Here is a 25051-nt window from a genome sequence, read left to right on the forward strand (position 1 = left end):
GAGGCTGCGGCCCCGCGGCGAACGCCGCGGCGGACCAAGACGGCCCGCGCCAGACGCGATCGCAATCGCGCACGAGTCATGCCACTGCGAGACCTGCCGGGGGGTGTCCTTCGCCTATCCCCTCGTCAGGAGTCGTCATGTCCGCCATGTCCTCGTCTTTCCGCCTGTCCCTGCTCTCCGCTGCGGCCGCGCTGTGCGCCGCCGGCCTGCCGCTGTCCGCGGCCTGGGCCCACGGCAGCTTCGTCAACCCGCAAAGCCGCATCTACAAGTGCTATCTCGGCAACAAGGAAAACCCCGCCGACCCGGCCTGCCGCGCCGCCTGGGAAGTGGCCGGCTCGCAGTTGTTCTACGACTGGAACGGCATCAACCAGGCCAACGCCAACAGCAATCACCAGGCCGTGGTGCCCGACGGCAAGCTGTGCAGCGGCGGCAACCCGACCTTCCGCGGCCTCGACGTGATCCGCAGCGACTGGCAGGCCACCACCCTGCGCTCCGGCGCCAGCTATACCTTCAGCTTCTACGCCACCGCGCCGCACGCGACCAAGGACTGGACCTTCTACGTGACCCGGCAGGGCTGGAACCCGGCCTCGCCGCTGCGCTGGGCCGACCTGCAGCAGTTCTGCAAGAGCGCGCGGGTGCCGCTGTCGAGCGGCAACAACTACCACATCACCTGCACCCTGCCGGCGCGCAGCGGCCGCCACGTGATCTACAACACTTGGCAGCGCTCGGATTCGACCGAGGCCTTCTACACCTGCATGGACGTCAACTTCACCAGCGCCCTGGCGGCGCAGGACGCGCGCTGGAAGGACGCCGGCAACCTCGCCGTGGCCAACGACTACCCGGTCGGCACCTCGGTGACCTTGCGCGTGTTCAACGCCGACGGCAGCGATGCGGAGAAGATCGAGACCGTGCTGCGCGCCGGCGAAACCTCGGTCGCGGACTGGCCGCGCCGGCTCGGCGAAGAGGTCAACCGCCGCTCGCGCTACGCGCGCATCGGCGAACCGGCCGACGGCGGCCGCTTCCAGGCCCGCTCCGGCCTGGCCGGCAACCACGTCTGGCTGGACGGCAACCGTTCGCACGCGATCGACGTGCGCCTGCCGGCCTCGGCGCGTCCGGCCGTCGGCGAGCACGCCCACCACGGCCATTGACCGGCCGCGGCGACGGCGGCGCGCGCCGCCGTCGCCGCGCGCATGCGACACTCGCGGCTGAACTTCGCGGAGCCGCCATGACCAACGCCGACCTCTCGCTCGCCACCGCCGCCGAAGCGCTGCGCCGCGGCGGGGTGGTGATCTATCCGACCGAGGCGGTGTGGGGCATCGGCTGCGATCCGCGCGACCAGGCCGCGGTGGGGCGACTGCTGGCGATCAAGCAACGCCCGCTCGACAAGGGCGTGATCCTGATCGCCGCCGAACTCGCCCAGCTCGAGGGTTGGGTCGACTGGGAGGCCTTGCCGGCGGCGCGGCGCGAGGCGGTGCTGGCCAGTTGGCCCGGCCCCAACACCTGGGCGGTGCCGGCGACCGCCGCGGTGCCGGCCTGGATCCGCGGCGTCCACGCCAGCGTCGCGGTGCGGCTGACCGCCCACCCGCAGGCGCGCGCGCTGTGCCAGGCCTGCGCGCAGCCGCTGGTCTCGACCAGCGCCAACCTCAGCGGGCAGCCGCCGGCGTTCCGCCGCGGCGAACTCGACCCGGCCCTGATCGCGCTCAGCGACGGCGTCTGCGCCGGCGAAACCGGCGGCCTGGCCGCGCCGACCCCGATCCGGGTCGCGCTCACCGGCGAAGTACTGCGCGCCTGAACCGCGCGCTCGACCGCCGCCGCACCGCGACGACGCTTTCGTCCTGCGCGCGGCTGGCGCAAGATGCGCACATGCCGCCCGGCCGCGCCTTCCGCTCTCGTTCGCTCACCGCGCTCGCGCTGTGCTGCGCCGCCGCGTCGGCCGGCGCCGCCGAGGTGACGATCTATCGCTGCACCGATGCGCAGGGCCGGCTGACCCTGCGCGATACGCCCTGCGCCGCCGGTCAGCGCCAGCAGACCCAGACCATGCTGCGTCCGGTCGACCCGCCGCCGCGCCCGCCGACGGCGGCGCAACCCGCAGCGCCGGCCCCCGCCGCGGCCGCGCCGCGACCGCGGGTGCTGGTGGTGCAACCGCCGCGGCCGATGTACGAGTGCGTCACCCCCGACGGCGAGCGCTATACCAGCGACACCTCCGAGGGCAATCCGCGCTGGCTGCCGATGTGGTCGCTGGGCTATCCGGCCTATCCCTCGCGCAATCCGCTCGGCGACCGGGTCGGCGCGCCGCCGCCGCGGCTGGGCGATCCGGATGCGCGCCTGCCGCGCCACGGCCGCGGCTACGGCGTGCTCTACGGCGGCAACACCCTGGTCCGCGACGAATGCCATGCGCTGCCGCAGCAGGACGTGTGCGCGCGCCTGCGCGACCGGCGCTATCAACTCGACCGGCGATACAACAGCGCGCTGCAGAGCGAACGCGCGCAGATCGTCGAACAACAGCGCGGCATCGACGCGCGCCTGAATACCGATTGCGGAGCGTACTGATGCGAGCGTGGTGGTCCCTGCCCGTCCTGTTGCTGGCCAGCGCCGGCGTTGCCGCCCAAGGCAAGGTCACGATCTATCGCTGCACCGACGCGCTCGGCCAGCTGACGGTGCAGAACGACACTCCCTGCCCCAAGGGCAGCCAGCAGGAGAAGCGAGTGATCGAAGGCGCGCCCAGTTCGTCCGCGCCGCCGACCTTCATCACTGCGCCGGTGGCGCCGATCCCGCAGGCCAATCCCTCGCCGCACCCGCCGGTATCCTCGCAGCTGCCGTCGGTGACCAAGCCGGCGACCAGGCCGGCCGCGCCCAAGCCGGCGCCGATCGCCGATGCCGACCGTTTGCCGCCGCCGGCGCTGTTCGAATGCCGCACCTACGACAACGGCCGCTACCTCAGCGACGACGGCAACCCGCCGCAACGCTGCGCGCCGCTGCAGACTACCGGCCTGGGAACCACCGCCAGCGGCGCCGGCGTGGCCTGCCAGATGGTGACCGACCAGTGCCAGCGCATTCCCGACCAGGGCCTGTGCGAGAACTGGAAGCAGCGCCTGCGCGAGGCCGAGTCGGCGCTGCGCTTCGGCCGCAGCGAAAGCCGCGACGCCGCGCAGGCCGAGGTCGCACGGATCCAGCGCATCGTGGTCGAAAGCACCTGCGGCCGCTGAGCCGTTCGCAGGCCGCGCCGCGACGGCGCCGCCGTTCGTCGCCGCGGGCGCGATCGCTGTCCGACCGCACCGGGAGCGCGCGTTGCTATAGCTGGAACCGCGGCGAGCAGAGCGCGGTTCGGCCTCGTCGAAGGACACGACGCGCTGCGCCACGGTGGACGACGCCCAGCTACGGGACGGCATCCCGCTAGAACGGAACGGCGACCGCGCCCGGACACCGGCGCGCGCACGCTCCGCCCCACCCGCATGAGCCGGACACCGGCGCGCGATCGCGCGGACGCCGGAGTGCGGCCCGAACGCCGCCGCCCGCGGCGACGGCCGCGTGCGCGCCTGCGCCCGCGCGCCGGTCCGCGACGCGCGCCGGCGACGCCAGGAGACAGCCCCCATGGCCACCCGCAAAGGCAACGACGACGACAACGCCCGCCCGCCCAAGCAAGGCGAATTCCGCGGCGGCGGCCCGGTCCGCACCGCGCTGATCCGCGGCGAGACCTTCCGCGCCAAGGCCGTGCAATACGTCGAGATCGACGGCATGGCGATGTTCGAAGGCGACATCGTCCTGGGCACGGTCGAGGAAGTGGAAGCCGTATCGGACATGCTGCGCGAAGAGGCCGCTACCGGCGTGGCGATGGCGGTGGCGATCAGCGGCTCGCAGTTCCGCTGGCCGGGTTGCAGGATCCCCTACACCATCGACCCGGGCTTGCCGAACCAGGCCCGCGTCACCGACGCCATCGCGCACTGGGAAGCCAACACCCGCTTCCGTTTCGTGGTGCGCACCAACGAAGCCGACTACGTCACCTTCCGTCCCGGCAGCGGCTGCTCGGCCCAAGTCGGCCGGCGCGGCGGACAGCAGTTCGTCAACCTCGCCAGCACTTGCAGCCTGGGCAACACCATCCACGAGATCGGCCACGTGGTGGGCCTGTGGCACGAGCAAAGCCGCGAGGACCGCGACTCCTTCGTGCGCATCGAATGGGCCAACATCACCGCCGGCTTCGAGCACAACTTCAACCAGCACATCAGCGACGGCGACGACATCGGCGGCTACGACTACGGCTCGATCATGCACTACCCGCGCAACGCGTTTTCGTCCAACGGCCAGGACACCATCGTGCCGATCGGCGCGGTGCCGCCGGGCACGGTGATCGGCCAGCGCAACGGCCTGTCGCCGGGCGACATCGCCGCGGTCAACTCGTTCTGCCCGCTGGTCACGATCAAGGAGAAGCTCAAGGAAGGGCCGCTGGACACGCTCAAGGAAAAGACCAAGGAAGCGCCGCTGGACACGCTTAAGGAGAAGATCAAGGAAGCGCCGTTGGATACGCTCAAGGAAAAGGTCAAGGAAGCCCCGCTGGACACCCTCAAGGAACTGCGCAAGGACGTCATCAGCGACACGATCAAGGAGCAGATCGCCGACACGCGCAAGGAAGGCGCGTTCGATCCGGGCCCGACCCTGGCCGAGAACCTGACCACGCCGGGCCGCGGCGCGGTGATCAACCCGGCCCTGCCCGGCGGCGCGCGCGGCGCGGTGCCGTTCGCGATCGCCACCGGCGCCGGCGCGCTGCCGGGCGCGGCCGGCGACGGCGGCGCGGGCGATGCGGAGATCGCCGACGCGGTCGTCGCGCTGGATGCGCAATTGCAGCAACTGGCCGAGGAACTGGCCCGCGCCGACGCCGCGCGCGCGGCGTTGCAGGCCCAGTACGACGAGACCGCCGCGCTGCTGGCGCAGATCGCCCAGTCCGGCCAGGGCTGAGCCACCGAGGGAGGCCGTGCCGTGATCCTGGTGATATCGCACGACGAGGACATCCACGCCCGGCGCGTGGTCGAACACCTGCAGTCGATGGACCAGCCGGTGCTGCTGTTCGACCTGGCCGAATTGCCGGATCGCGCCACGCTCTCGATCGAGTACGCCGCCGACGCGCGCCCGCGCATCGACTACGCCCGCGCCGGCGGCGAGCGCTACGCCCTGGACCGGGTGCGCGCGGCGTGGTGGCGCCGGCCGCAGGCGCCGGACCTGTCCCGCGTCACCGACGCCAACGCGCACCTGTTCACCGCCAACGAATGGAACGAGGCCTTGAACGGGCTGTGGCGGCTGCTCGGCGATGCGCGCTGGATGAACGATCCCGGCCGCGACGACGCCGCCTCGCGCAAGGCCGCGCAACTGCGCGTCGCCGCCGAGCTGGGGCTGAAGGTGCCGCGCACCCTGATCAGCTCCGATCCGCAACGGGTGCGCGATTTCGTCGCCGCGCGCGGCCCCGGCGCGACCGTGCACAAGACCTTTTCCTGCACCCATGCGGTGTGGCGCGAGACGCGCCGCTTCGACGACAGCGACCTGCCGCACTTGGACACGGTGCGGCTGGCGCCGGTGATCTTCCAGGAGTTCGTGCCGGCCGACGCCGACATCCGGGTCACCGCGGTCGACGGCCAGTTGTTCGCCGCGCAGATCAAGCTCGACCCGGGCAGCGCCGCGGCCGCCGCCGGCGCGGTCGACTTCCGCCCCAACCTGGGCGATGCCGAGGTGCGCGAGCACGCCCTGCCGGAGCCGCTGCGCGAACGCCTGCGCGCGCTGATGCGCAAACTGGGCCTGGTCTATGGCGCGATCGACCTGCGCCGCACGCCGGACGGCGAGTACTACTTCTTCGAGGTCAACACCGCCGGCGAGTTCTTGTTCATCGAACACCGCACCGGCCAGCCGATCGCGCGCGCGGTGGCCGACTGGCTGGCCGGGGTCAGCCGATCCGCTTGACCTGCAGGGTCAGCGCTTCGTCGCCGGCGCGCAGCGGATAGGACTGCACGGTGACGTAGTCGCCACGGCCGAGGCGGCCGTCGCCGTCGCTGTCGACGTGCACCCACCAGGTGGCGTCGGCGGCGTCGATCAGGTCGTCGGCGATCTCGACTTGCAACGGCAGCGACTGGGCGTGTTCGGGGACGGTCTGCGCCCATTCGTCGAGCACCCGCGCCGGCGCGTCCTCGAACGAAGTGTCGCGCAGCTGCACGCTGACCGCACTGCCGGCGGGCAGTTCGGCGCCGTCGGCGGCGACGATGGTCAGGGCGAGACGCATGGCCGCAGTATACGCCCGCGGCTCGCGCCGCAACGGCGCGCCGCGGCGCCGCCGCCGAACGGTCGCGCGCTGCGTCGATGCGCGGGGTTCGCCGGCCGGCCCGGGCACCGCTTCGGCCGCGGCCTCAGCAGCCGCCTCCGCCGTCCAGCGCCTGCCAGGACCCGCCCTCGCCGCCGGAACGCAGCAGTCGGTGGCTCCAGCTTTCGTACTGCCGGACCTCGAACAGAAAGTCGGGGGCGCCGTCGCGGTCGAGATCGGCGAAGTCCAGCGCTTGGTGGCGCGGCTCCATGCCCTCGCAGTCGGCGCAGGACGCGGTCCAGACCCAGGCCTTGCGGCGCCAGCCGCGATCGCCTGCCTCGCGCGCGAACAGCGCCACCGCGCCGATGCGTTCGCGCGCATCGTCCGCGCCGGCGTCGAATTCCGCGTCCAGGGTCAGCAGCGCCCAGCGGCGTTGCGGCGCGCGCGCATCGGCGACCAGCCACAACTCGCGCCGCCCCGCGGCCTCGCCGTCGCGCCGCCACTGGGCCACGGCCTGGCGCAGGCGCTGCGGCCGCTCGACCCGGTCCGGCACCGCCATCGCCATCAGTTCGGCCAGCAGTTCCTCGCGCTCGGCGAGCGTCGCCGCGCGGCGCTGCAGGCGCCGCTCCGGATTGAGATCGAAGTCGGCCAGCCAGGCGCCGTGCTCGCCCAGCGCGGGCGCCTCGTCGCCGGGCGCGAACGCGAGCCGGTCCGGCTCGCTGCAGCCCAGGTCGGAACCGGCGATACGGCGCAGCGGACGCGCCCGGCCGCGCGCCCGGCCATCGGCGTAAACGCGCAGCTCGCGGCCCAGCCAGGGCGCCGCGCCGGGATCGTCGCCGGCGTCGCCGAGCGCCAGCGAGAACGGATATTCGCCCGCATGTTGGTGGTCGGCGCCGATCCACAGCGCGGTGCCCGCCTCGGGCGCGCGCAATGCGGCCTCGCCGGCCTCGGCCGCGATTGCGGCAGCGCCGGCGCCGGTGTGGGCGAGGGTCGCGCCGGCCAGCGCCAGCGCCATCGTTGCCATCCACCGCATGTCCGCCTCCTTGCCCGCGCCCGCGGCGCGAATCAGAAACCGTAACGCTGAAAACCGCCGTCGACCGCGATGCATTCGCCGGTGATGTAGCCCGAGGCCGGCAGGCACAGGAAGGCTACCGCCGCGGCCACCTCTTCCGGCTCGCCGATCCGCCCCAGCGGCGTGCGCAGCAGCACCTCGTCCAGGTAGTCGGGATCGGCCAGCTTGTCGGAGGTGCGGCGGGTGCGGATGTACCAGGGCGCGACCGCGTTGACCCGGATCCCGTCCTCGGCCCATTCCACCGCCAGGTTGCGGGTCATCTGGTGCATCGCCGCCTTGCTCATGCCGTAGGGCGAACCGGTGCGCACATGCAGGTTGCCGGACACGCTGCCGACGTTGACGATGCTCGAGGCCGCATGCCGGGTCAGCAGCGCATGCGCGTAGCGCGACAGCTCGAAGGCCGAGAACAGGTTGATCTCGAAGATCTGTCGCCACTCGTCCTCGGTGTAGTCGTTGGTCGGCTTGCTGAGGTTGCCGCCGGCGTTGTTGATCAGGATGTGCAGGCCTTCGCCGAAGTCCTCGACCCAGTCCAGCAGTTCGCGCCGCTGCTCGTCGTCGGCGACGTCGGCGACGAAGGCGTGGATGTCGCGCTCGGGATAGTCCTCGACCAGTTCGGCGCGCGCCGATTCCAGCGCGGTGGCGTCGCGCGCGGCCAGCAGCACGTCGGCGCCGAAGCCGAGCAGCTCGCGCGCGATCGCCCGGCCGATGCCGGCGCTGCCGCCGGTCACCAGGGCCAGTTGTCCGTCCAGGCGCCAACGTTTCGGGTCCATAGCCTTCTCCAGATCTGCGCGGAATGGTTTGCGTGGAACGGCTTGCACAAAATCGGGCGCGCCGCCGGCGCGACCGGCGTAGCATAACGGCCAGCCGACCGAGGATGCCGCCATGACGCCTTGCCGCACCCTGCCTCTCGTGATCGCCGTCGCCGCGCTGGGCGCGCTGTCGGCCTGCAGCAAGCCGCAACCGCCGGAAAAAGAACGGCCGGTCGAACCGCAGGCGACCCAGCTGCGCGACGCGATCCGGCAACCGCTGGAACAGGCCAAGGGCGCCGAGGACGCGGCCGACCAGGGCGCGCAGCGCCAGCGCGACGCGATCGAAGCCGCCGGCGGCTGAGCCCGCCGAACGACGGCCTTTCCTAACGAAAACGGGCCGCCGTAGCGACCCGTTTCGGCGACGCTGCGGCGGCCCAGACCCGGCCGCCGCCGTCATCGGGCGACCGGCTTACAACTCGCAGAAGCAATACGCCAGCGACTTCACCGGCACGCCGCGGGTCGGCACTGCCGCGCTCTGCAGGAAGCGCAGGTCCGCCGCCGCCTGCGGCATAGCCTTGGCCAGCAGGCCGCGGGCGAAGTCCGATTGGCCGAGCATGGCGCTGCCGGCGCGGCTCTGGGCGAAGTTGGCGAAGAAGCGCTCGAACGGGGTCGGCATCTTCTCCACGTAGCGCACCCGATACTCGCCGGCCTTGCCGAGCTTGGCCCGCTTGGCGACGTCGTCGACCGCATCGGACAGACCGCCCAGCGCGTCGACCAGGCCGCGTTCCTTGGCCTGCGCGCCGCTCCAGACCCGGCCGCGCGCGACCGCATCGATCTCCGCCACCGGACGCTTGCGCGCGTTGGCGACGCGGCCGGTGAAATCGGCGTAGCCCTTGTTGATCACGCTCTGGATCACGCTGCCGACTTCCGGCGCCAGCGGCCGGGTGATGTCGAACGCGCCGGCCAGGCGAGTGGTGCCGACGCCGTCGGTGTGCACGCCGATCTTTTCCAGCGCGCGCGGAAAGGTCGGGATCATGCCGAAGATGCCGATCGAGCCGGTGATGGTCGAGGGATCGGCGTAGATCCGATCGGCGTTCATCGAGATCCAGTAACCGCCGGACGCGGCCAGGTCGCCCATCGACACCACCACCGGCTTGCCGGCGGCCTTCAGCGCCACCACTTCGCGGCGGATCTGCTCGGAGGCGAACACTTCGCCGCCGGGCGAATCCACCCGCAGCACCAGCGCCTTCACGTTCTCGTCCTCGCGCGCTTCGCGCAGCAGCGCCGCGGTCGATACGCCGCCGATGGTGCCCGGCGGCTGCTCGCCGCCGGTGATTTCGCCCTCCGCCACCACCACCGCCACCTGCGGACGCTGGTCGGCCGGGTTGATCACCCGATCCAGGCTGGCCACGTACGCCTCGAGGGAAATCTGCCGGAAGCCGCCTTCGGCGTCCTCGTCGGCGACGCCGCGCTTGGTCAGCAGTTCGTCGACTTCGGCGCGGGTCTTCAGACCGTCGACCAGCTTCTGCTGCAGCGCGTACTTGCCCAGGTCGCCCTGGACCGCGTCCAGCCGCTCGGGCAACTGGTCGATGCTGGCGGCGAGCTGGGCCGGGTCGAGCTTGCGCGCCTTGGCCACGTCGCCGAGGTAGCGCGACCACAGATCGTTCATCCAGAACAGGTCGGCGGTCTTGGACTCTTCCGAGGCCGCATCGAGGATGTACGGCTCGGCGGCGGACTTGAACTCGCCGACCCGGAACAGGTGCACGTCGACGCCGAGCTTGTCCTGCAGGCCTTCGCGGTAATACTGGCGATAACGGCCGAGGCCTTCCAGCAGTAAGCCGCCCATCGGGTCCAGGTACAGCTGGTTGGCCTGGGCCACCACCAGGTACTGCTTTTGGTCCATGGCTTCGGAGAAGGCGATCACTTCCTTCTTGCTCTCGCGCAGGCGCGCGACCGCGGCGGCGACCTCGCGCAGCGAGGCCATGCCCGAGGCCTGCAGCTTGTCCAGGCGCAGCACCACGCGCTCGATCCGCTTGTCGTCCTTGGCCGCGTCCAGCGCGCGCAGCAGGTCGCGCAACTGCACTTCCTCGTTGCGGTCGCCGAAGGCCTTGCCGAGCGCGCGCGAGGCCGGATCGGAGCTGTACTGCTCGACCAGGTTGGCCTCCGGCGCGATCACCAGGGTGGTGCGCTCCAGCAGCGGCTCCGGCCGGCCGCCGAACATCACCGCCAGGGCGAAAAACAGCAGCAGTCCGAAAAACACCAGGTTGAAGAACAACCGGCGGGTGAAATTCATCGCATCCCAGGCGCCGACGATCAGCCGGGCCAAAGGCCCGCGGGACGAGGCGGTATCGTTCATTTGCACAAGCTCCATGAATACGCGCCCAGCCTAACCGGGCCGGGGCCGGGTTTCACCCGCCATTCGTAACCCGGACCTTCGTTCGGGACCCGGTAATCCCGGGAATCCCGGGACTCGGGACTCGGGACTCGGGACTCGGGATTTTGCGGCACCGGCGCCGATGCCTCGTCTGCGCCCCCGTCGTCCTCGAACTTGTTCGAGCTGGATATGCTCGCTGCGCCAGCTAGCCTTCCGAGTCCCGAGTCCCGAGCCCCGAGTCCCGGCTTCACGTGCACCCCGTCTCATGCGGATCCAGCTCGTGCGGATGCTCGGCGGCGATGCGGCGGGACAGGGCGTCGGGAGCGCTGGAACGCAGCAGGCGCAGGCCCAGCAGCACCGCGGCCACGGTCAGGCCGGCGATCAGGCCGATCCACATGCCCTTGGGCCCCCAACCCAGGCCCAGGCCGAGGCCGGCGCCGACCGGCATGCCCACGCCCCAATAGGCCAGGGCGGCCAGCAGCATCGGCATGCGGGTGTCCTTGAGCCCGCGCAGGGCGCCGGCGGACAGCACCTGGACCCCGTCGGGAAACTGGAACATCGCCGCGTAGAACAGCAGCGAGGCGGCCAGGGCGGCGACCGCGGCGTCGCGGGTGTAGAAACTCACCAGCAGATCGTTGGCGCTGAGCAGAACGATGCCGGACATCAGCTGGGTGCCGATCACGATCGCGTAGCCGGCCCAGATCGCCCGCCGCACCCCGCCGACGTCGCCGCGGCCGAGCGCGTGGCCGACCCGCACCGTGGTCGCCTCGGCCAGCGCCATCGGCACCATGAAGCACAGCGCCGACAGGTTGATCGCGATCTGGTGCGCCGAGGCCTGGACCTCGCCGAGGCGGCCGATCAGCAACGCGGTGACGATGAACAAGCTGCCTTCCATCAGCACGGTCACCCCGATCGGCAGGCCGGTGGCGAGCAGGCCGCGGATGGTCGGCCAGTGCGGCCGGTCGAAGCGCGCGAACAGGCCCAGGTCGGCGAACCGGCGCGCCCGGCGCAGGACCAGGAAGAAACCGATCGCCTGCGCCCACAGCATCGCCGCCGAGGCGATGCCGAGCCCGCCGGCGCCGAGTTCGGGCAGGCCGAACTCGCCGAAGGTCAGCACGTAGCCCAGCGGCAACAGCACCAGCAGGCCGCCGGCGCTGAGCAGCATGGTCGGCAAGGTCCAATGCAGGCCCTCGCTGAGGTAGCGCATGCAGAAGAACAGGGTCAGCGCCGGCACGCCCCAACGGATGCCGTGCAGGAAGGCCTGCGCACCGGGAATGATTTCCGGCGCGATGCCCATCGCGCCGAGCGCGTAGGGAATCGCGGTCAGGAACGCGAACAGGAACACGCTCAACAGCGCCGCCAGCCACATCGCCTGGCGGAACAGCGCGCCGATCTCGCTGCGGCGGCCGGCGCCTTCCAACTGCGACACCGACGGCGGCACCGACAGCAGGGTGCCGATCGGCACCATCATCGGCAGCCACCACAGCGCGGTGCCGATGGTGACCGAGGCCAGGGTGGTGGTGCCGTGGTGGCCGGCCAGGGTGTTGTCGACGAAGCCGATCAGGCCGGTCGAGACATGGCCGGCGACCAGCGGCGCGGCCAGAACCACGGTGGTGCGGATCTCGCCGGGCAGGCCGGAGCGCGAGACGGAGGGGGATGACGCGGACATCGGGGAACCCAACAGCACGACTGCGGCCGCGCATCCGGTCGAGGGCGCTGGCGCCGGGTCGCGGCGGAGGGCTATCTTACCCGCTCGAAAGTGAAGGCTGGGGAGCCTCGTTCGTCACTCATGAGCGCAAGCGCAGGTTCCGTCCACGGCCATGGCGATCTCAGCCATTGCGAGAACTGTCACGCCGAATTGCATGGCGAGTTCTGTCACGCCTGCGGGCAGTCGGTGCACAACCCGATCCGCCACGTCGGCCACGCCCTGGAAGAGGTGTTCGAGTCGTTCTGGCACCTGGACGGGCGCATTTTCCGAACCTTGCGCGACCTGCTGTCGCCGGGCCGTGCCGCGGCCGACTACATCCGCGGCCACCGCATGCGCTACGTGCCGCCGCTGCGGCTGTTCGTGGTGCTGTCGGTGCTGACCTTCTTCGTCGCCAAGTTCGCGATCCACTTCGACGATAACCAGAGCCTGATCAGCTTCAACGACGTCCAGGGCCCTACCGTGCGCCTGGGCAACGTCAAGAAGCAGTTCCGCGAGGCCGACTCGGTGCTCGAGGTCGAGGCCTTGCGCACGCGCATGGTCAAGGAACTGGAACTGGCCCGGCAGTCGGTGCCGGAGGCGGCGCGCAGCCCGATCCAGAAGTCGATCGAGGGCGTGCAGCGCCAGGCCGACAAGCGCATCGAAGCGCTGCGCGCGCTGCAGAGGCTCGACGACGCCGAGGTCGCCAAGCAAAAAGCCCAGGGCCAGCGCGAAGGCGGCGCCGCGGCCGCCGGCTCGGTGCAGGCGGCCGAAACCATGGGCGCAGTCGAGCAATGGCGCAACCGCCAGATCGCGCCCCTGCAGGCGCAGCTGAGCAAGCTCGCGCCGGGCTCGCCGCAGGCCTTCGAACTGGCCAAGCAGATCCGCCGGACCAATGCCGAAGCCGGCTGCCGCGTCGCCGCCCTGCAGCAGGCGCATGCGGAGGTCAGCGAAGGCCGGGCGGCGCGCAAATCCGACCGCGACCGCTACGGCGACGCCGACTGCGACGACATCCACGATCCGCTGAGCTTCAACGGCAAGCCCTGGGACGCGCAGACCAACCCGCTGGTGTCGCCTTACCTGCCCAAGTTCGCCAACGACTGGCTCAACCGCCAGGTCGGCATCGGCCAGACCAACATCAGCCGGCTCAGCAAGGAGCCCTGGCGCTACATGAACACCCTGATCGGCGCGATTCCGTCGGCGCTGTTCCTGATGGTGCCGATGTTCGCGCTGCTGCTGAAGCTGGCCTACCTGGGTTCGGGCCGCGGCTATCTCGAGCATCTGGTGGTCGCGCTGTACAGCCACGCCTACCTGTGCCTGGTGTTCCTGGCGATGTTCCTGCTGACCCTGCTGGGCGGCGCGATCGCGCCGCACTGGCCCGCGTTCGGCATCGTCGGCGGCACCGCGATCGGCCTGCTCTGGCTGTGGATGCCGATCTACCTGCTGATCATGCAAAAGCGCGTGTACGGCAACGGCTGGCTGCTGACCCTGGTGCGCTACAGCGTGATCGGTTCGCTGTACTTCGTGATGCTGAGCATCGCCGCCGTCGCCCTGGCGGTGACCACGATCGTGCGGATGTGAGCGCGAACCGAACCGCCATGAGCGCGAACCAGGCCGAGGTCGTGTACGAAGTCTCGCTCGAGGTCGATGCGGCGATCGAAGCCGAGTACCTGGCCTGGCTGCGCGCGCACATCGACGAGATCTGCGCCCTGCCGGGGTTTCTCGGCGCGCAATGGTTGCGGGTCGAGGAACCGGCCGCCGCGGCAGGCCGCTTCGGCCTGTGCGTGCAGTACCGCCTGCGCGATCGCGCGGCGCTTGAGGACTACCTGCGCGAGCACGCGCCGCGCCTGCGCGCGGACGGCGTCGCCCGCTTCGGCGGACGCTTCCAGGCCAGCCGGCGGATTTTGCAGCCGCTGGTCCTGCGGCCGCTGGCTTGACCCCGGACCGCGCTCAGGCCGCCGGCTTGCGCGCGGCCACGCCGCCGACCCGGTAGTGGCGCATCTCTTCGATCGCGCCGATGTAGCCGCGGATCGCGGCCAGGAAGTCGGCGAAGCCGGCGCTCTTGCGGAAGCCTTGCAGGTGGCCGTCGACGCTGTCCCATTCGATCCGCAGCAGGTAGCACGCGGGTTCGTCGACGCAACGCGACAGCTCGTAGGCCAGGCAGTGCGGCGAGGCGTCCAGCACCTGCGCGGCGCGCGCATAGTCGCGCTCGAACGCCTCGCCGGCGTCGCCCGGCAGGCGGTAACGGATGTACTCGACGATCATGCGCGTAGCCAGGTGGCCGACGGAGCGCCGACTCTAGCCCGCGGCCGCGACGACGGCCGTCGCAGTCTGTAGCGGCGCCGACCCGGTCACGGTTTCAGCGCTGCAGGGCGTCCTGCAGCCAGGCGCCGCGGCTGGCCGCCGGCGCCGCCAGCAGTTCGCCGCGCAACCTGGCGCGTTCCTGCGGCGGCGTGCGCTGGACCAGCACCGCCAGATCCTTGCGCTGCTGCGCGCTCAGGCCGTGCAGCGCGGCCAGCAAGGTGGCGTGCTGGGGCGCCGGCAGCTGCGCCAGCAACGGCTGCAGGGCGGGATAGTCGGCGCCCAGTTGCGGGCCGAGCAGCCAACCGTGGCGTTCGCTGCCGTCGAGCGCGTCGAAGCGGGCGCGCAGCGCCTGCTGCTGCTCCGGCGGCAGCGCGGCGTAGCGCGCGGCGGCGGCCTGGACCTCGGCCCGGTCGCCGGCGCTCAGGCTCTGCCAGGCCCGGTAGCGCTCGCGTACCGCGCCGCGTTCGCCGGCCGGACGCTGCTCCCATTGCGCCGCGCGCTGGCCGAACTGGCGCCGCTCGTTCTCGCTCCAGCCGTCCCAGCGCGCGCCCTGCGCCTGCAGGCGGGCGCGGGCCTCGGCCGGCAACCGCGACAGGGTCTGTTCCAGATCCGGCGGCAAGGCCGCGGCGGCGCCGGCCAGGGCGATGACGACCAGTCCCAGGACGGCCCGCGGCGGCCAGCGGCGGGAGCTGCGGTCACGGCGCATCGGCGCTCTCCAGGTCCTGGGTTTCGCTGCCGGTGGCGGGCGCCGCCGGCGTCGACGACGGGTCGGCGGCGGCCGGGTCGGGCGAGGGCTCGGCCGGTACGATCCGGCCGGCGTCCAGCGCCGCCAGCCAGCTGTGGAAGGCCAGATCCGCCGCGGCGGCTTCGCCGGCCGGGTCGGCGATCAGTTCGAAATCGCGATGGGCGATCAGCCCGGATTCGCGCTGGTAGCGTTCGGCCGGGGCCGAGGCGGCAGGCAGCGGCTCGATCTCGATCCGGTCCGAACCGGCCAGCCAGCGACCGGCCGGGCCCTCGCTCCAGAAGGTCGCCGCGAACGCCAGCGCGCAGGCGGCCAGGCCGCTCCACAGCAGCGGCATGAGCCAGCGCGGGCGGGCCGGCGCGACAGCGGCGGCGCGGCGTCCGGTCGGGGCGGTCGCGGCCGGCTCGCCGCCCAGCGCCGTTTCGCGCGCCTGGCTCAGCCGTTGCAGGCGCTGCGCCGGCAAGGTCTTGATCCGGCGGTGGACCTGTTCGCGCAGCTGCTGCCAGGCCAGCGGGTCGGCGCGGCCGTCGGCATGGCGCGGCAGGGCGCGTTGCAGGGCCAGGCGGTAGCTCGGCGCGGCCACCCCCAGGGCTGCCGCGGCCTCGTTCTCGTCCAGCCCAGCGGCCAGGCGCAGCAGCAGCGCCGCGCGCGGTCCGCTGCCGAGCTCGGCCAGCCGGTCGGTGGCTTCGACCGCGATCGCCACCGGGGTGCGGTGGCGCAGGCCCGGCTGGGTCAGCAGCAGCGACCAGAACCGGCTCGGCCATTCGCCCAGCGCCGCTTGCGCGGCGATCGGGCGGAACTGGGCCATCGCCGCGGCCAGCGCGGCATCGCCGGCGGCGGCGTCGCCGGCCTGCAACTCGGCCAGCACCGCGCCGCGCCGTTCGACGCCGCGCAGGAAGGCGGACAGGGCGGCCGACGGGCCGGAGCGCGGGCCCGAACCGGGGCCGGCGGCGGTCGCGGCGGGGGCCGCGGCGGGGGACTTCGAACTCATCGGAACGGCTTCACCATACGCTGCATCATAGCGAGGCAGGGCGCGCACAAAACGCTTGACAAGCGCCCGATCCGGCGTCGCGCAAAGCCTGGCGCGGCTCGCGGCCCAAATGCGGTTGTGCACAGCAGTAATGGAATCGTCACGAAGCCACACTTTGCCCGGTACGGAACCCGCATTACAGCGATGTTTCACACCTAAGCCAATGATTCAAAAGAAAATAACCGCGGTGGCTATTTTTTCACCAACCTAACCCTTCCCTGTATTTGCATGCACTCGAAGACCCCCGCGGGCCCGCCATGCACAGATTTATCCACAGACTGTGTGGATAAGGGAAAAACCCCTTGGCACACCATCACTTGCGTGATTTTTGTCACGTAACCGGGAGCAATGGTCCGCAACTGCTTCGCCTGCCGCCGGCGCGGCGCTGTCGCTAGACTGGACCGATGCCCGAAGCCCTGTTTCCGCCGCCGCAGACCGTCTGGCGCGTCGCCCTGCCCCTGCCTTTGCCGCGCCTGTTCGACTACCTGCCGCCGGCCGGCGAGAGCGGACAGGACCCGGTCGGCTGCCGGGTGCAGGTGCCGTTCGGGCGGCGCGAACTGGTCGGGGTGGTCGCCGAGGTCGGCGCGCCCGAGTTCGATGGCGACGGCGCGGCGCTCAAGACCGCGCTGGCCCGGCTCGACCCGGCGCCGCTGCTGCAGGGCGAACTGCTCGAGTCGCTGCGCTGGCTGGCGCGCTACACCCACGCCCCGCTGGGCGAGGTCCTGGCCACCGCCCTGCCCGGGCCGCTGCGCCACGGCGAGCCGCTGCCGGACACCCATGCCTGGGCCTGGTGCGCGACCGCGGCCGGGGCCGCCGAGCGCGAGCGGCTGCGCGCCGGCAAGCCACGCCGGTTGGCCGATCTGCTGCACGATCACGGCACGCTCGACGAAGATCGCCTCGACAACCTGTTCGATGGCTGGCGCGAGGCGGCCCGCAGCCTGGCCAGGCGCGGTCATGCCGAGCGCATCGCGGTCCCCGCCGCGGCGCAGGCGCCGCAGCCGCAACCCGGCCCGGCGCTCAACGACGAACAACAGGCCGCGGTCGACGCGGTGCTGGCCGCCGAGGGCTTCAACGCCCTGCTCCTGGACGGCGTCACCGGCAGCGGCAAGACCGAGGTCTACCTGCACGCCATCGCCGACTGCCTGGCGCGCGGCAAGCAGGCCCTGGTGCTGGTGCCGGAGATCGGCCTGACCCCGCAGACCCTGGCGCGCTTCCGCGCCCGACTCGGCGTGCCGGTGCACGCGCTGCATTCCGGGCTCGGCGACGGCGAACGCGCCCGCACCTGGGCCGCGTTCGCGCGCGGCGAGGCGCGGGTCGCGGTCGGCACCCGTTCGGCGGTGTTCCTGCCCCTGTCCGAGCCGGGCCTGATCGTGATCGACGAGGAACACGACGCCAGCTTCAAGCAGCAGGACGGGATCCGTTACCACGCCCGCGACTTCGCCCTGGTCCGGGCCAAGGCCCTGGACGTGCCGGTGCTGCTGGGCAGCGCGACCCCGTCGCTGGAGTCGCTGCGCAACACCCAGGCCGGCCGCTACGGCCACCTGCGCCTGCAGCGCCGCGCCGGCCAGGCGCAGGCGCCGCGGGTGCGGGTGGTCGACGTGCGCAAGCGCCCGCTCGAAGCCGGCCTGTCGCCGGAGCTGTTCGAACGCATCCACGCCGAACTGCGCGCCGGCGGCCAGGTGCTGGTGTTCAAGAACCGCCGCGGCTATGCGCCGGTGCTGCTGTGCCACGACTGCGGCTGGAGCGCGCACTGCCCGCGCTGCAGCACCCCGCTCAAGGGCACGCCGATGACCGTGCACGGCGGCGGCCGGCGCCTGCAATGCCACCACTGCGGCACCCGCCGGCCGGCGCCCGACGCCTGCCCCGACTGCGGCGGCCTGGCCCTGCAGTCGCAGGGCGCCGGCACCGAACGGATCGAGGAATCGCTGGCCGCGCGCCTGTCCGACTTTCCGGTGCTGCGGATCGACCGCGGCAGCACCCAGAAGCGCGATGCGCTGGAAAAACTGCTGGCGCAGTTCGGCACCGCGCCGGGCGTGCTGGTCGGCACCCAGATGCTGGCCAAGGGCCACGACCTGCCCAACCTGACCCTGGTCGCGGTGGTCGGCATCGACGAAGGCTTGTTCAGCGCCGACTTCCGCGCCCCGGAAAAACTCGCCCAGCTGCTGATCCAGGTGGCCGGCCGCGCCGGCCGCGCGAACAAGCCCGGCGAAGTGCTGCTGCAGACCCACCACCCCGACCACCCGCTGCTGCACACGCTTTTGTCGGGCGGCTACGCCGCTTTCGCCGAGACCGAACTGGCCCAGCGCGAGGCCGCCGAGTTCCCGCCGTTCGCGCACATGGCGCTGATCCGCGCCGAAGCGCAGCAGGTCGAACTGGCCAATGCGTTCCTGGCGATGGCGCGGCGCGAACTCGAGCGCGCCGCCGCCGCGCGCCGCGGCGACGGCGACGCGCACGCGCTGGAGATCAACGGCCCGGTGCCGGCGCCGATGCCGCGCCGCGCCGGCTATCTGCGCGCGCAGCTGATCCTGTCGGCGCCGCAGCGGCCCAGCCTGCACGCCGCGCTCGACGCGGCGCTGCCGGCGATCCACGCCGCGCCGGAAACGCGCAAGGTGCGCTGGTCGCTGGACGTGGATCCGGCCGACCTGTACTGAGCGGCGCCGCTCAGGCCAGGGCGTCGCGCACCGCGCTGCGCAGGCCGTCGACGTCGCCGGCCTCCACCCGCCGCCAGGACAAGGCTTCGCCGAGCCCGCAAGCCGGCGTCGCGACCACCGCAATGCCGCTGGCGATCGCGCTCAGCAAGGCCCGCGGCTGGTGTTCGACCCAGGCCGGCAAGGCCACCGCATCGGCTTCGCTCAAGCCCTGCGCATAGCTGGCGACGCGGCGCAGGCGGGCGCGCCCCGGATCGAGACCGCGCTCGCTGTCGCCCGGCGGCAGCAGGATCTCGACCTCGTCCCCGCCCAGCGCTTCGAGCAGTTCGTGGATGCCCTTGCGCGCCAGCGCCGAGCCGGCGAACAACACCCGCGGCGGCGCGCCGACCGCGCGCGGCGCACGCTGCGACGCCGGCGGCAATACCCAAGGCAGGGCGCGCGCGCGCGCGCCGGCCAGTTGCAGCACCTGCGCATGCGGACTCAGCCAGGCCTGCGCGCCGAGCAGGCCCTGCCACTCGTCTTCGATCAGCTGCGGATCGGCGCGGAAATCGCGCAGCGAAGCGCATTGCGGCCGGCGCCGCACCGCGCGGTCGAGTTCGTCCTGCAAGGCCGCCATCGGCAATGCGGTCATCAGCACCGCATAACGGCGCCCGGCCAGTTCGCCGTCGCGCCACAGGAACGGCAGCAGACTCTGCGGCAGCACCAACTCGACGTCGCGCGCCTGCAGGCGCCGGGCCAGATCGCGCGCATGCCCCTGCAATTGCGCCAGCCGCACTTGCGGCAAGGCCTGGCCGCGCCGGCGCCGATAGCGCCAGGCCAGCGACTGCGCGACGCGCCGGTGCGCGGCCTGCGCCGGCAGCGCCGCGCCGCCGGCGCCGAACACGCGGTCGCCTTCGCCGCGCTGGTCCTGCAGATGTTGGCGGAACTCCGGCCAGGCCTCCTCGATCCACCAGGTCCGGCGCAGACCGCGCGCGGACGGTCCGGTGTGGCGATGGCACTCGGTCTGGCCGCAGCTGCCGCAATCGTTGATCGGCGAAGTCGCGCGCCGCGACGACGGCGCCAGCGGCAGGGCGGGCTGCAACTGCGCCCGGGCGCGGATGCGCAAGCGCAACCGCTGCGCATCCATCGCAACTTCCAGGCGCCAAGCGAACGGCGCACGCAGGCGCAGGTCGAGGTAATTCCAGAACACGGTCGCGTCGCGATCCTGCTCGGCCAGCGACCCCGGCAGCGTGCGCGAATGGCGGTGCCGTTCGACCACCTCCAGGCCGGCGCGCACCGCGCTGTCGTACAAGGCGTTGGACAACTGGCACAGGCCGCCGCCGATCGCCGGAATCACGCAGCCCTCGCGCAGCTCGCGGCCGCTGACGTAGCCGCGCGAGCGGGTCGCGCGGCCGACCTGCTTCCAGAAACCGAACACCGCCCCGGCCGGCACCTCGATGCCGTCGAGCCGACGCAATGCCACGCGCAGGTTCTGCAGTTTGCCGGCGACCAGCACCGGGTCGGCCTCGTCGCGCGGCCACAGCGCGCCGTCGAACTCGGCCAACACCGGCGCGTCGCGCAACGCGGGCGACGGCGCATGCGCGCGCGGGCGCTGCGGATCGCATGCATCGCGCCAGAACCGGATCGTGCGCAGGCCCCAGGCCTTGCAGGCGAACAGCAAGGCCTGGCGACGGGTCGGCAGGTCGCTGCGGGCGGGCGGCGGAAGCGTGGCCGTGCTCATTTCGTCCTTGAAGAGATGTCGATCCTGGGCGCTGCCGTCCGGCGTCGCTTACTTGGCCTTGAGCCTGGGTTTGCCGGCCGCGGGCGCTGCCGGCGCGGGCTTGGCGACGGGCGCGGCGGCGGGTTGGGGCGGCGATTTGGCCGCGCCCTTGCCCTTGGGCTTGTCGCGCACCCACACGATCTGGTTGTCGCGGCGCAGCTCGAACAGGCCGCTGGCCTCGATCAGGTCGCTGAGCTTGCGATAGCCGTAATTGCGCGAGTCGAACGAAGCCTGGTTGCCGATCTGGTGGCCGACCGCGCCCAGGTGCGACCAGCCGTCGTCGCCGGCGACCGCATCGACCGCGCGCCGCAGCATCCGCACCAAGCGGGTGTCGCTGCGCAGATCGCCGGCGCTGCGCGGCGGCGTGGCCGGGGCCTCGTCGGCCGGCGCGTCGGTGCCGGCCGGCTGGCCCAGCGCTTCGAGATAGGTGAACTTGGAGCAGGCGTTGACGAACGGCTCCGGCGTCTTCTGCTCGCCGAAGCCGTAGACCTTGGCGCCTTCGGTCAGCAGCCGCATCACCAGCGGGGTGAAGTCGGCGTCGCTGGAGACGATCGCGAACCCGTCCAGGTTGCGCGCGTACAGCAGGTCCATGGCGTCGATCACCAGCGCCATGTCGGAGGCGTTCTTGCCCTTGCTGTAGGCGAACTGCTGCATCGGCCGGATCGCGTACTCGTGCAGCACCGCTTCCCAGCCCTTCAGGCTCTGGCTTTTCCAGTTGCCGTAGGCGCGGCGCACGTTGGCCACGCCGTAACGGGCCACCTCGGCCAGGATCGCCTCGATCTTCGCCGCCGGCGCGTTGTCGGCGTCGATCAGCAACGCGATGCGTTTTTCCTCAGCCGCCATGCCCGCTTCTCCTCGCGTCCGGTCCGGCCGCTCCGGCCGGTCCCGCTGCGGCCAGCCTAGCGCAACCGCGGTTGCGGCACGACCGTCGCCGCGCGCCGCTCAGGGCGCGCTCATGACGCCGCCATCGCGATCGGCGAAAATGGCCGCGAACCCAACGACGAAACCTATCCCCATGACCCAGCTCGAACAACTGCGCGCGCTGTCCGCGGTAGTCGCCGACACCGGCGACATCGAGGCGATCGCCCGCTTCCGTCCGCTCGACGCCACCACCAACCCCTCGCTGCTGCTCAAGGCCGCGTCCCTGCCCGCCTACGCGCCGCTGATCGAGTCGGCGCTGGCCGCCGCCCAGGGCGGGAACATCGCCGACCGGGTAGGCGACGCCGGCCTGCGCCTGGCGGTGGCGATCGGCGGCGAGATCCTCAAACTGATCCCCGGCCGCGTCTCGACCGAAGTCGACGCGCGCCTGAGCTTCGATACCGACGCCACCCTGGCCCAGGCCCGGCGCATCGTCGAACTGTACGAACGCGCCGGCATCGGCCGCGAGCGCCTGCTGATCAAGATCGCCTCGACCTGGGAAGGCATCCGCGCCGCCGAGCGGCTCGAACGCGAAGGCATCCACTGCAATCTGACCCTGCTGTTCTCCTTCGCCCAGGCGGTGGCCTGCGCCGAGGCCGGGGTCTATCTGATCTCGCCCTTCGTCGGCCGCATCCTCGACTGGCACCTGGCCAACGGCGCGGCCAAGCCGGCCACGCCGCAGGACGACCCCGGCGTGCAGTCGGTGGCCCGGATCTGGAACTACTACAAGCGCCACGGCTACGCCACGGTGGTGATGGGCGCCAGCTTCCGCAACACCGGACAAGTCCTGGCCCTGGCCGGCTGCGACCGCCTGACCATCTCGCCGGAGCTGTTGGCCGAACTCGACGCCGGCGCGGGCGAAGTGCCGCGCGCGCTGATCGACGACGGCGCCCGCGCCGCGCCGGAGCCGGCGCTCGGCGAGGCCGCCTTCCGCTGGCAGCACAACGAGGATGCGATGGCGACCGACAAGCTCGCCGACGGCATCCGCCGTTTCGCCGCCGACCAGCGCAAGCTGGAAGACCTGCTCGCGCAACGCCTGCGCGGCTGACGGAGACCCAACGGCCATGAGCGATTCGCGCAAACACGTCGTCATCGTTGGCGGCGGGTTCGGCGGATTGTGGGCGACGCGCGCGCTGGCCAGCGCCGGCGTGCGCATTACCCTGATCGACCGCCGCAACCATCATCTGTTCCAACCCCTGCTGTACCAGGTCGCCACCGCCGGCCTGTCGGCGCCCGACATCGCCGCGCCGCTGCGCCACATCCTGCGCAAGCAGGCCAACGTCGAAGTGCGGCTGGGCGAAGTCGTCGCCCTCGACGCCGGCGCGCGCCAGCTGCGCCTGGCCGACGGCGAGGCGATCGGCTACGACTACCTGCTGCTCGCCAGCGGCGCCACCCACGCCTACTTCGGCCACGACGAATGGGCGGCGAACGCGCCCGGGCTGAAGACCCTCGACGACGCGCTGCTGATCCGGCGCCGGGTGCTGCTCGCGTTCGAACGCGCCGAGGCCGCGCAGACCGAGGCCGAACGCGCCTCCTGGCTGCATTTCGCCGTGGTCGGCGGCGGCCCGACCGGGGTCGAGCTGGCCGGCACCCTGGCCGAGATCGCCCGCCACACCTTGCGCCGCGAGTTCCGTCGGATCGATCCGGCGCAGGCCAAGGTGCGCTTGATCGAGGCCGGGCCGCGGGTGCTGGCGAACTTCCCCGAGTCGCTGTCGGCCAAGGCGCGCGCGCAGCTGGAACGCCTGGGCGTGGAAGTCGTCACCGGCATGCCGGTCGCGGCGATCGACGGCGACGGCTACCGGCTCGGCGAGGAGACCGTCGCCGCGCGCACCGTGCTGTGGGCGGCCGGCGTCGCCGCCTCGCCGCTGGGCGCGATGCTCGACGCGCCGCGCGACCGCGCCGGGCGGGTGCAGGTGCAGCCCGATCTCAGCGTGCCCGGCCACCCGGAGATCTTCGTCGCCGGCGACCTGGCCAGCCTGCAGCAAGCCAATGGCCGGCCGGTGCCGGGCGTGGCGCCGGCGGCCAAGCAGATGGGCAGCTACGTCGCCCGCGCGATCCGCGCCCGTCTGCGCGGCGAGACGATCGCGCCGTTCGGCTACGTCGACTACGGCAACCTGGCCACCATCGGCCGCCGCGCCGCGGTGGTCGACCTGCGCGGCCTGCGCTTCTCCGGGTTCATGGCCTGGGCGTTCTGGCTGGCCGCCCACGTGTTCTTCCTGATCGGCTTCCGCAACCGCTTGCTGGTGATGCTCAACTGGTCGTGGGCGTATTTCACCTATCAGCGCCACGCCCGGATCATCTTCGGCGGCAAGCCCGATCCGTCCTGAGCCGGACGCTCGGTCCGGTACCGGCGCCGCGATCGGCCGGCAGCCAAAACGAAGGGCGCCGCAAGGCGCCCCTCGTCCTCGCCCGCCGGCCTCGCAGCCCGCGCGGCCGGGCGCCGATCAGGTGAACCCGTCGTAGTAGAACGCGGTGGCCTGCACCTGCCGCACCGCGCCGGTGTCCAGGTCGGTGATGGTCACCTGCAAGGTGGCCTGGCCGTCGCCGTAAACGTCGGTATAGATGAGCTTCTCGCAGTAGGGCGCATTGCCGCAGCCGGCCGGCACGGTGTTGTTCTCCAGGTCGCGCCAGGCGTAGGCGTAGTTGCCCGCGCCGACCCCGGTCACCTGGAACAGCGCGGTGCTCGGATTGTTCGCCGAGCCCGGCCGCCAGATCGAGCTGCAACTGCCGACTTCGGGCACGTCGAAGGCGTAGGTGTCGACGAAGCAGGTCACCGCCGCGTTGCTGACGTCGCCGGCGCGCGCCGGTTGCGTCGCTGCGCCCACGGCGAGCAGCGATAAGGCTGCGCCCAACACCCAGGTCTTGCTGGTTTGCATAAACCCCTCCATTGGTTTGCGTGCGTGGAAGGTTTTCCACGCGATCGGCGGAACGTCGCCGCGACGGCGCGTTCCCGGTTCGGTCGAAGCGGTCGTCCGTGCCGGCTTAATGCCAGCCGTCGTAGTAGTACGCGACCGCGCTCACCGTGCGCACCGCGCCGGTATCCAGGTCGGTGACCGTCGCCGCCAGGCGCGCTTCGCCGTCGCCGTTGGTCTCGGTGGCGATGCGGACGTTGCAGCTGCGGGTATTGCCGCAGGCCGGCGCCGGGCCGCCGCTTTCCAGGTTGCTCCAGCTGTAGCCGTAGTTGCCGGCCTGCAGGCCGGTCACTTCGAAATGGGCGATGGTCGGGTTGTTGGCCCGGTTCGGCGTCCAGGTAGCGACGCAGACGTTCGCCCGCAGGGTGTCCAAAGCGAAGGTATCGACGTAGCAGCTCAACACCGCGGCGTTGACGTCGCCGGCCCGCGCCGGTGCGTGCGACAGCGCCATCAACGCGGCGAACCCGGCCGCGACCAGCATCTTCTTGGCGTGCATGTACCCCTCCATTGGGTAAGTGCGCCGGCTCCGGACGGAGCCGGCGGCGCAGTCTGGTCGCCGCATTCGCGGCCCGGCAAGCGCGC

24 protein-coding genes are annotated in these 25051 nt (G+C 72.0%); 12 read left to right on the top strand and 12 right to left on the bottom strand.

The annotated features are described in order from the left end of the window. The first annotated feature begins 137 nt into the window (after positions 1 to 137). From AC3A57_RS02360 to AC3A57_RS02385, 6 genes are all read left to right on the top strand, one after another. On the top strand, positions 138 to 1148 hold the full coding sequence (locus AC3A57_RS02360; protein ID WP_487577397.1) for a lytic polysaccharide monooxygenase: 1011 nt from the start codon (positions 138 to 140) through the stop codon (positions 1146 to 1148). 77 nt (positions 1149 to 1225) lie between these two features. After that, positions 1226 to 1792, top strand: coding sequence for an L-threonylcarbamoyladenylate synthase type 1 TsaC (gene tsaC, locus AC3A57_RS02365; protein ID WP_487577398.1), 567 nt, complete (start codon positions 1226 to 1228; stop codon positions 1790 to 1792). A 71-nt stretch (positions 1793 to 1863) separates the two neighbouring features. Continuing rightward, positions 1864 to 2550 carry a DUF4124 domain-containing protein gene (locus tag AC3A57_RS02370; protein ID WP_487577399.1) on the top strand — a complete coding sequence of 229 codons (687 nt, stop codon included), beginning with the start codon at positions 1864 to 1866 and terminating at the stop codon, positions 2548 to 2550. Then, positions 2550 to 3206, top strand: a complete 657-nt coding sequence (locus AC3A57_RS02375) for a DUF4124 domain-containing protein (protein ID WP_487577400.1) — start codon at positions 2550 to 2552, stop codon at positions 3204 to 3206. Before AC3A57_RS02370 ends, AC3A57_RS02375 begins: the two co-directional genes overlap by 1 nt. Positions 3207 to 3591: 385 nt before the next feature. Beyond that, positions 3592 to 4950, top strand: a complete 1359-nt coding sequence (gene legP / locus AC3A57_RS02380; RefSeq protein WP_487577401.1) for a Dot/Icm T4SS effector Zinc-dependent metalloprotease LegP — start codon at positions 3592 to 3594, stop codon at positions 4948 to 4950. 21 nt (positions 4951 to 4971) lie between these two features. Next, entirely contained in the window at positions 4972 to 5943 is a 972-nt protein-coding gene (locus AC3A57_RS02385; RefSeq protein WP_487577402.1) for an ATP-grasp domain-containing protein, read from the top strand. On the opposite strand, the gene AC3A57_RS02390 is transcribed toward AC3A57_RS02385, so the two are convergent. The 3 genes from AC3A57_RS02390 to AC3A57_RS02400 all read right to left on the bottom strand — a co-directional run bounded on the left by AC3A57_RS02390 (position 5927) and on the right by AC3A57_RS02400 (position 8119). Continuing rightward, entirely contained in the window at positions 5927 to 6259 is a 333-nt protein-coding gene (locus tag AC3A57_RS02390) for a YbaY family lipoprotein (RefSeq protein WP_487577403.1), read from the bottom strand. The two genes, AC3A57_RS02385 and AC3A57_RS02390, sit on opposite strands and share 17 nt — an antisense overlap. 124 nt (positions 6260 to 6383) lie before the next feature. Beyond that, a complete protein-coding gene (locus AC3A57_RS02395; protein ID WP_487577404.1) occupies positions 6384 to 7310 on the bottom strand; it encodes a hypothetical protein in 927 nt (308 codons plus the stop codon). A gap of 32 nt (positions 7311 to 7342) precedes the next feature. Beyond that, positions 7343 to 8119 carry an SDR family oxidoreductase gene (locus AC3A57_RS02400; RefSeq protein ID WP_487577405.1) on the bottom strand — a complete coding sequence of 259 codons (777 nt, stop codon included), beginning with the start codon at positions 8117 to 8119 and terminating at the stop codon, positions 7343 to 7345. A gap of 112 nt (positions 8120 to 8231) precedes the next feature. Here AC3A57_RS02400 and AC3A57_RS02405 point away from each other — a divergent pair, with 112 nt between their 5' ends. Then, positions 8232 to 8459, top strand: a complete 228-nt coding sequence (locus tag AC3A57_RS02405) for a hypothetical protein (protein ID WP_487577406.1) — start codon at positions 8232 to 8234, stop codon at positions 8457 to 8459. A 108-nt stretch (positions 8460 to 8567) separates the two neighbouring features. On the opposite strand, the gene sppA is transcribed toward AC3A57_RS02405, so the two are convergent. Together sppA and AC3A57_RS02415 are read right to left on the bottom strand one after the other, a co-directional pair. Then, complete coding sequence (gene sppA / locus AC3A57_RS02410; RefSeq protein ID WP_487577407.1) at positions 8568 to 10454, bottom strand: signal peptide peptidase SppA; 1887 nt, start codon at positions 10452 to 10454, stop codon at positions 8568 to 8570. Positions 10455 to 10719: 265 nt separating this feature from the next. Next, positions 10720 to 12141, bottom strand: coding sequence for an MATE family efflux transporter (locus AC3A57_RS02415; protein ID WP_487577408.1), 1422 nt, complete (start codon positions 12139 to 12141; stop codon positions 10720 to 10722). Between the two features lie 120 nt (positions 12142 to 12261). Here AC3A57_RS02415 and AC3A57_RS02420 point away from each other — a divergent pair, with 120 nt between their 5' ends. Both AC3A57_RS02420 and AC3A57_RS02425 read left to right on the top strand, forming a co-directional pair. Further along, entirely contained in the window at positions 12262 to 13737 is a 1476-nt protein-coding gene (locus AC3A57_RS02420; RefSeq protein WP_487577409.1) for a DUF3667 domain-containing protein, read from the top strand. A 17-nt stretch (positions 13738 to 13754) separates the two neighbouring features. Beyond that, on the top strand, positions 13755 to 14093 hold the full coding sequence (locus tag AC3A57_RS02425) for a DUF4286 family protein (protein ID WP_487577410.1): 339 nt from the start codon (positions 13755 to 13757) through the stop codon (positions 14091 to 14093). Between the two features lie 13 nt (positions 14094 to 14106). Here the strand turns inward: AC3A57_RS02425 and AC3A57_RS02430 are convergent, their stop codons facing one another. The 3 genes from AC3A57_RS02430 to AC3A57_RS02440 form a co-directional block, all read right to left on the bottom strand. Next, positions 14107 to 14421 (bottom strand): antibiotic biosynthesis monooxygenase family protein, encoded by a 315-nt coding sequence (locus AC3A57_RS02430; RefSeq protein WP_487577411.1) that lies wholly within the window; start codon positions 14419 to 14421, stop codon positions 14107 to 14109. A 94-nt stretch (positions 14422 to 14515) separates the two neighbouring features. Beyond that, positions 14516 to 15166, bottom strand: coding sequence for a DUF3106 domain-containing protein (locus tag AC3A57_RS02435; protein ID WP_487577412.1), 651 nt, complete (start codon positions 15164 to 15166; stop codon positions 14516 to 14518). Then, positions 15156 to 16193, bottom strand: coding sequence for a hypothetical protein (locus tag AC3A57_RS02440; RefSeq protein WP_487577413.1), 1038 nt, complete (start codon positions 16191 to 16193; stop codon positions 15156 to 15158). Before AC3A57_RS02440 ends, AC3A57_RS02435 begins: the two co-directional genes overlap by 11 nt. Before the next feature lie 443 nt (positions 16194 to 16636). On the opposite strand from AC3A57_RS02440, the gene AC3A57_RS02445 reads away from it, so the two are divergent. Next, on the top strand, positions 16637 to 18883 hold the full coding sequence (locus AC3A57_RS02445; protein WP_487577414.1) for a primosomal protein N': 2247 nt from the start codon (positions 16637 to 16639) through the stop codon (positions 18881 to 18883). Between the two features lie 10 nt (positions 18884 to 18893). Here the strand turns inward: AC3A57_RS02445 and AC3A57_RS02450 are convergent, their stop codons facing one another. Together AC3A57_RS02450 and AC3A57_RS02455 are read right to left on the bottom strand one after the other, a co-directional pair. Next, entirely contained in the window at positions 18894 to 20600 is a 1707-nt protein-coding gene (locus AC3A57_RS02450) for a VanW family protein (RefSeq protein WP_487577415.1), read from the bottom strand. A gap of 48 nt (positions 20601 to 20648) precedes the next feature. Then, positions 20649 to 21482 carry an NYN domain-containing protein gene (locus AC3A57_RS02455; RefSeq protein ID WP_487577416.1) on the bottom strand — a complete coding sequence of 278 codons (834 nt, stop codon included), beginning with the start codon at positions 21480 to 21482 and terminating at the stop codon, positions 20649 to 20651. A gap of 172 nt (positions 21483 to 21654) precedes the next feature. Here AC3A57_RS02455 and tal point away from each other — a divergent pair, with 172 nt between their 5' ends. Together tal and AC3A57_RS02465 are read left to right on the top strand one after the other, a co-directional pair. Further along, positions 21655 to 22605: a transaldolase gene (gene tal / locus AC3A57_RS02460; protein WP_487577417.1), complete on the top strand. Its 951-nt coding sequence runs from the start codon at positions 21655 to 21657 to the stop codon at positions 22603 to 22605. 16 nt (positions 22606 to 22621) lie between these two features. After that, entirely contained in the window at positions 22622 to 23884 is a 1263-nt protein-coding gene (locus AC3A57_RS02465; protein WP_487577418.1) for an NAD(P)/FAD-dependent oxidoreductase, read from the top strand. Positions 23885 to 24001: 117 nt separating this feature from the next. Here AC3A57_RS02465 and AC3A57_RS02470 read toward each other — a convergent pair whose 3' ends face one another. After that, on the bottom strand, positions 24002 to 24433 hold the full coding sequence (locus AC3A57_RS02470) for a hypothetical protein (protein WP_487577419.1): 432 nt from the start codon (positions 24431 to 24433) through the stop codon (positions 24002 to 24004). Positions 24434 to 24539: 106 nt separating this feature from the next. Then, complete coding sequence (locus AC3A57_RS02475) at positions 24540 to 24965, bottom strand: hypothetical protein (RefSeq protein WP_487577420.1); 426 nt, start codon at positions 24963 to 24965, stop codon at positions 24540 to 24542. Positions 24966 to 25051 lie beyond the last annotated feature (86 nt).

The sequence above is a fragment of the Lysobacter sp. Soil_C_15 genome (assembly GCF_057657315.1).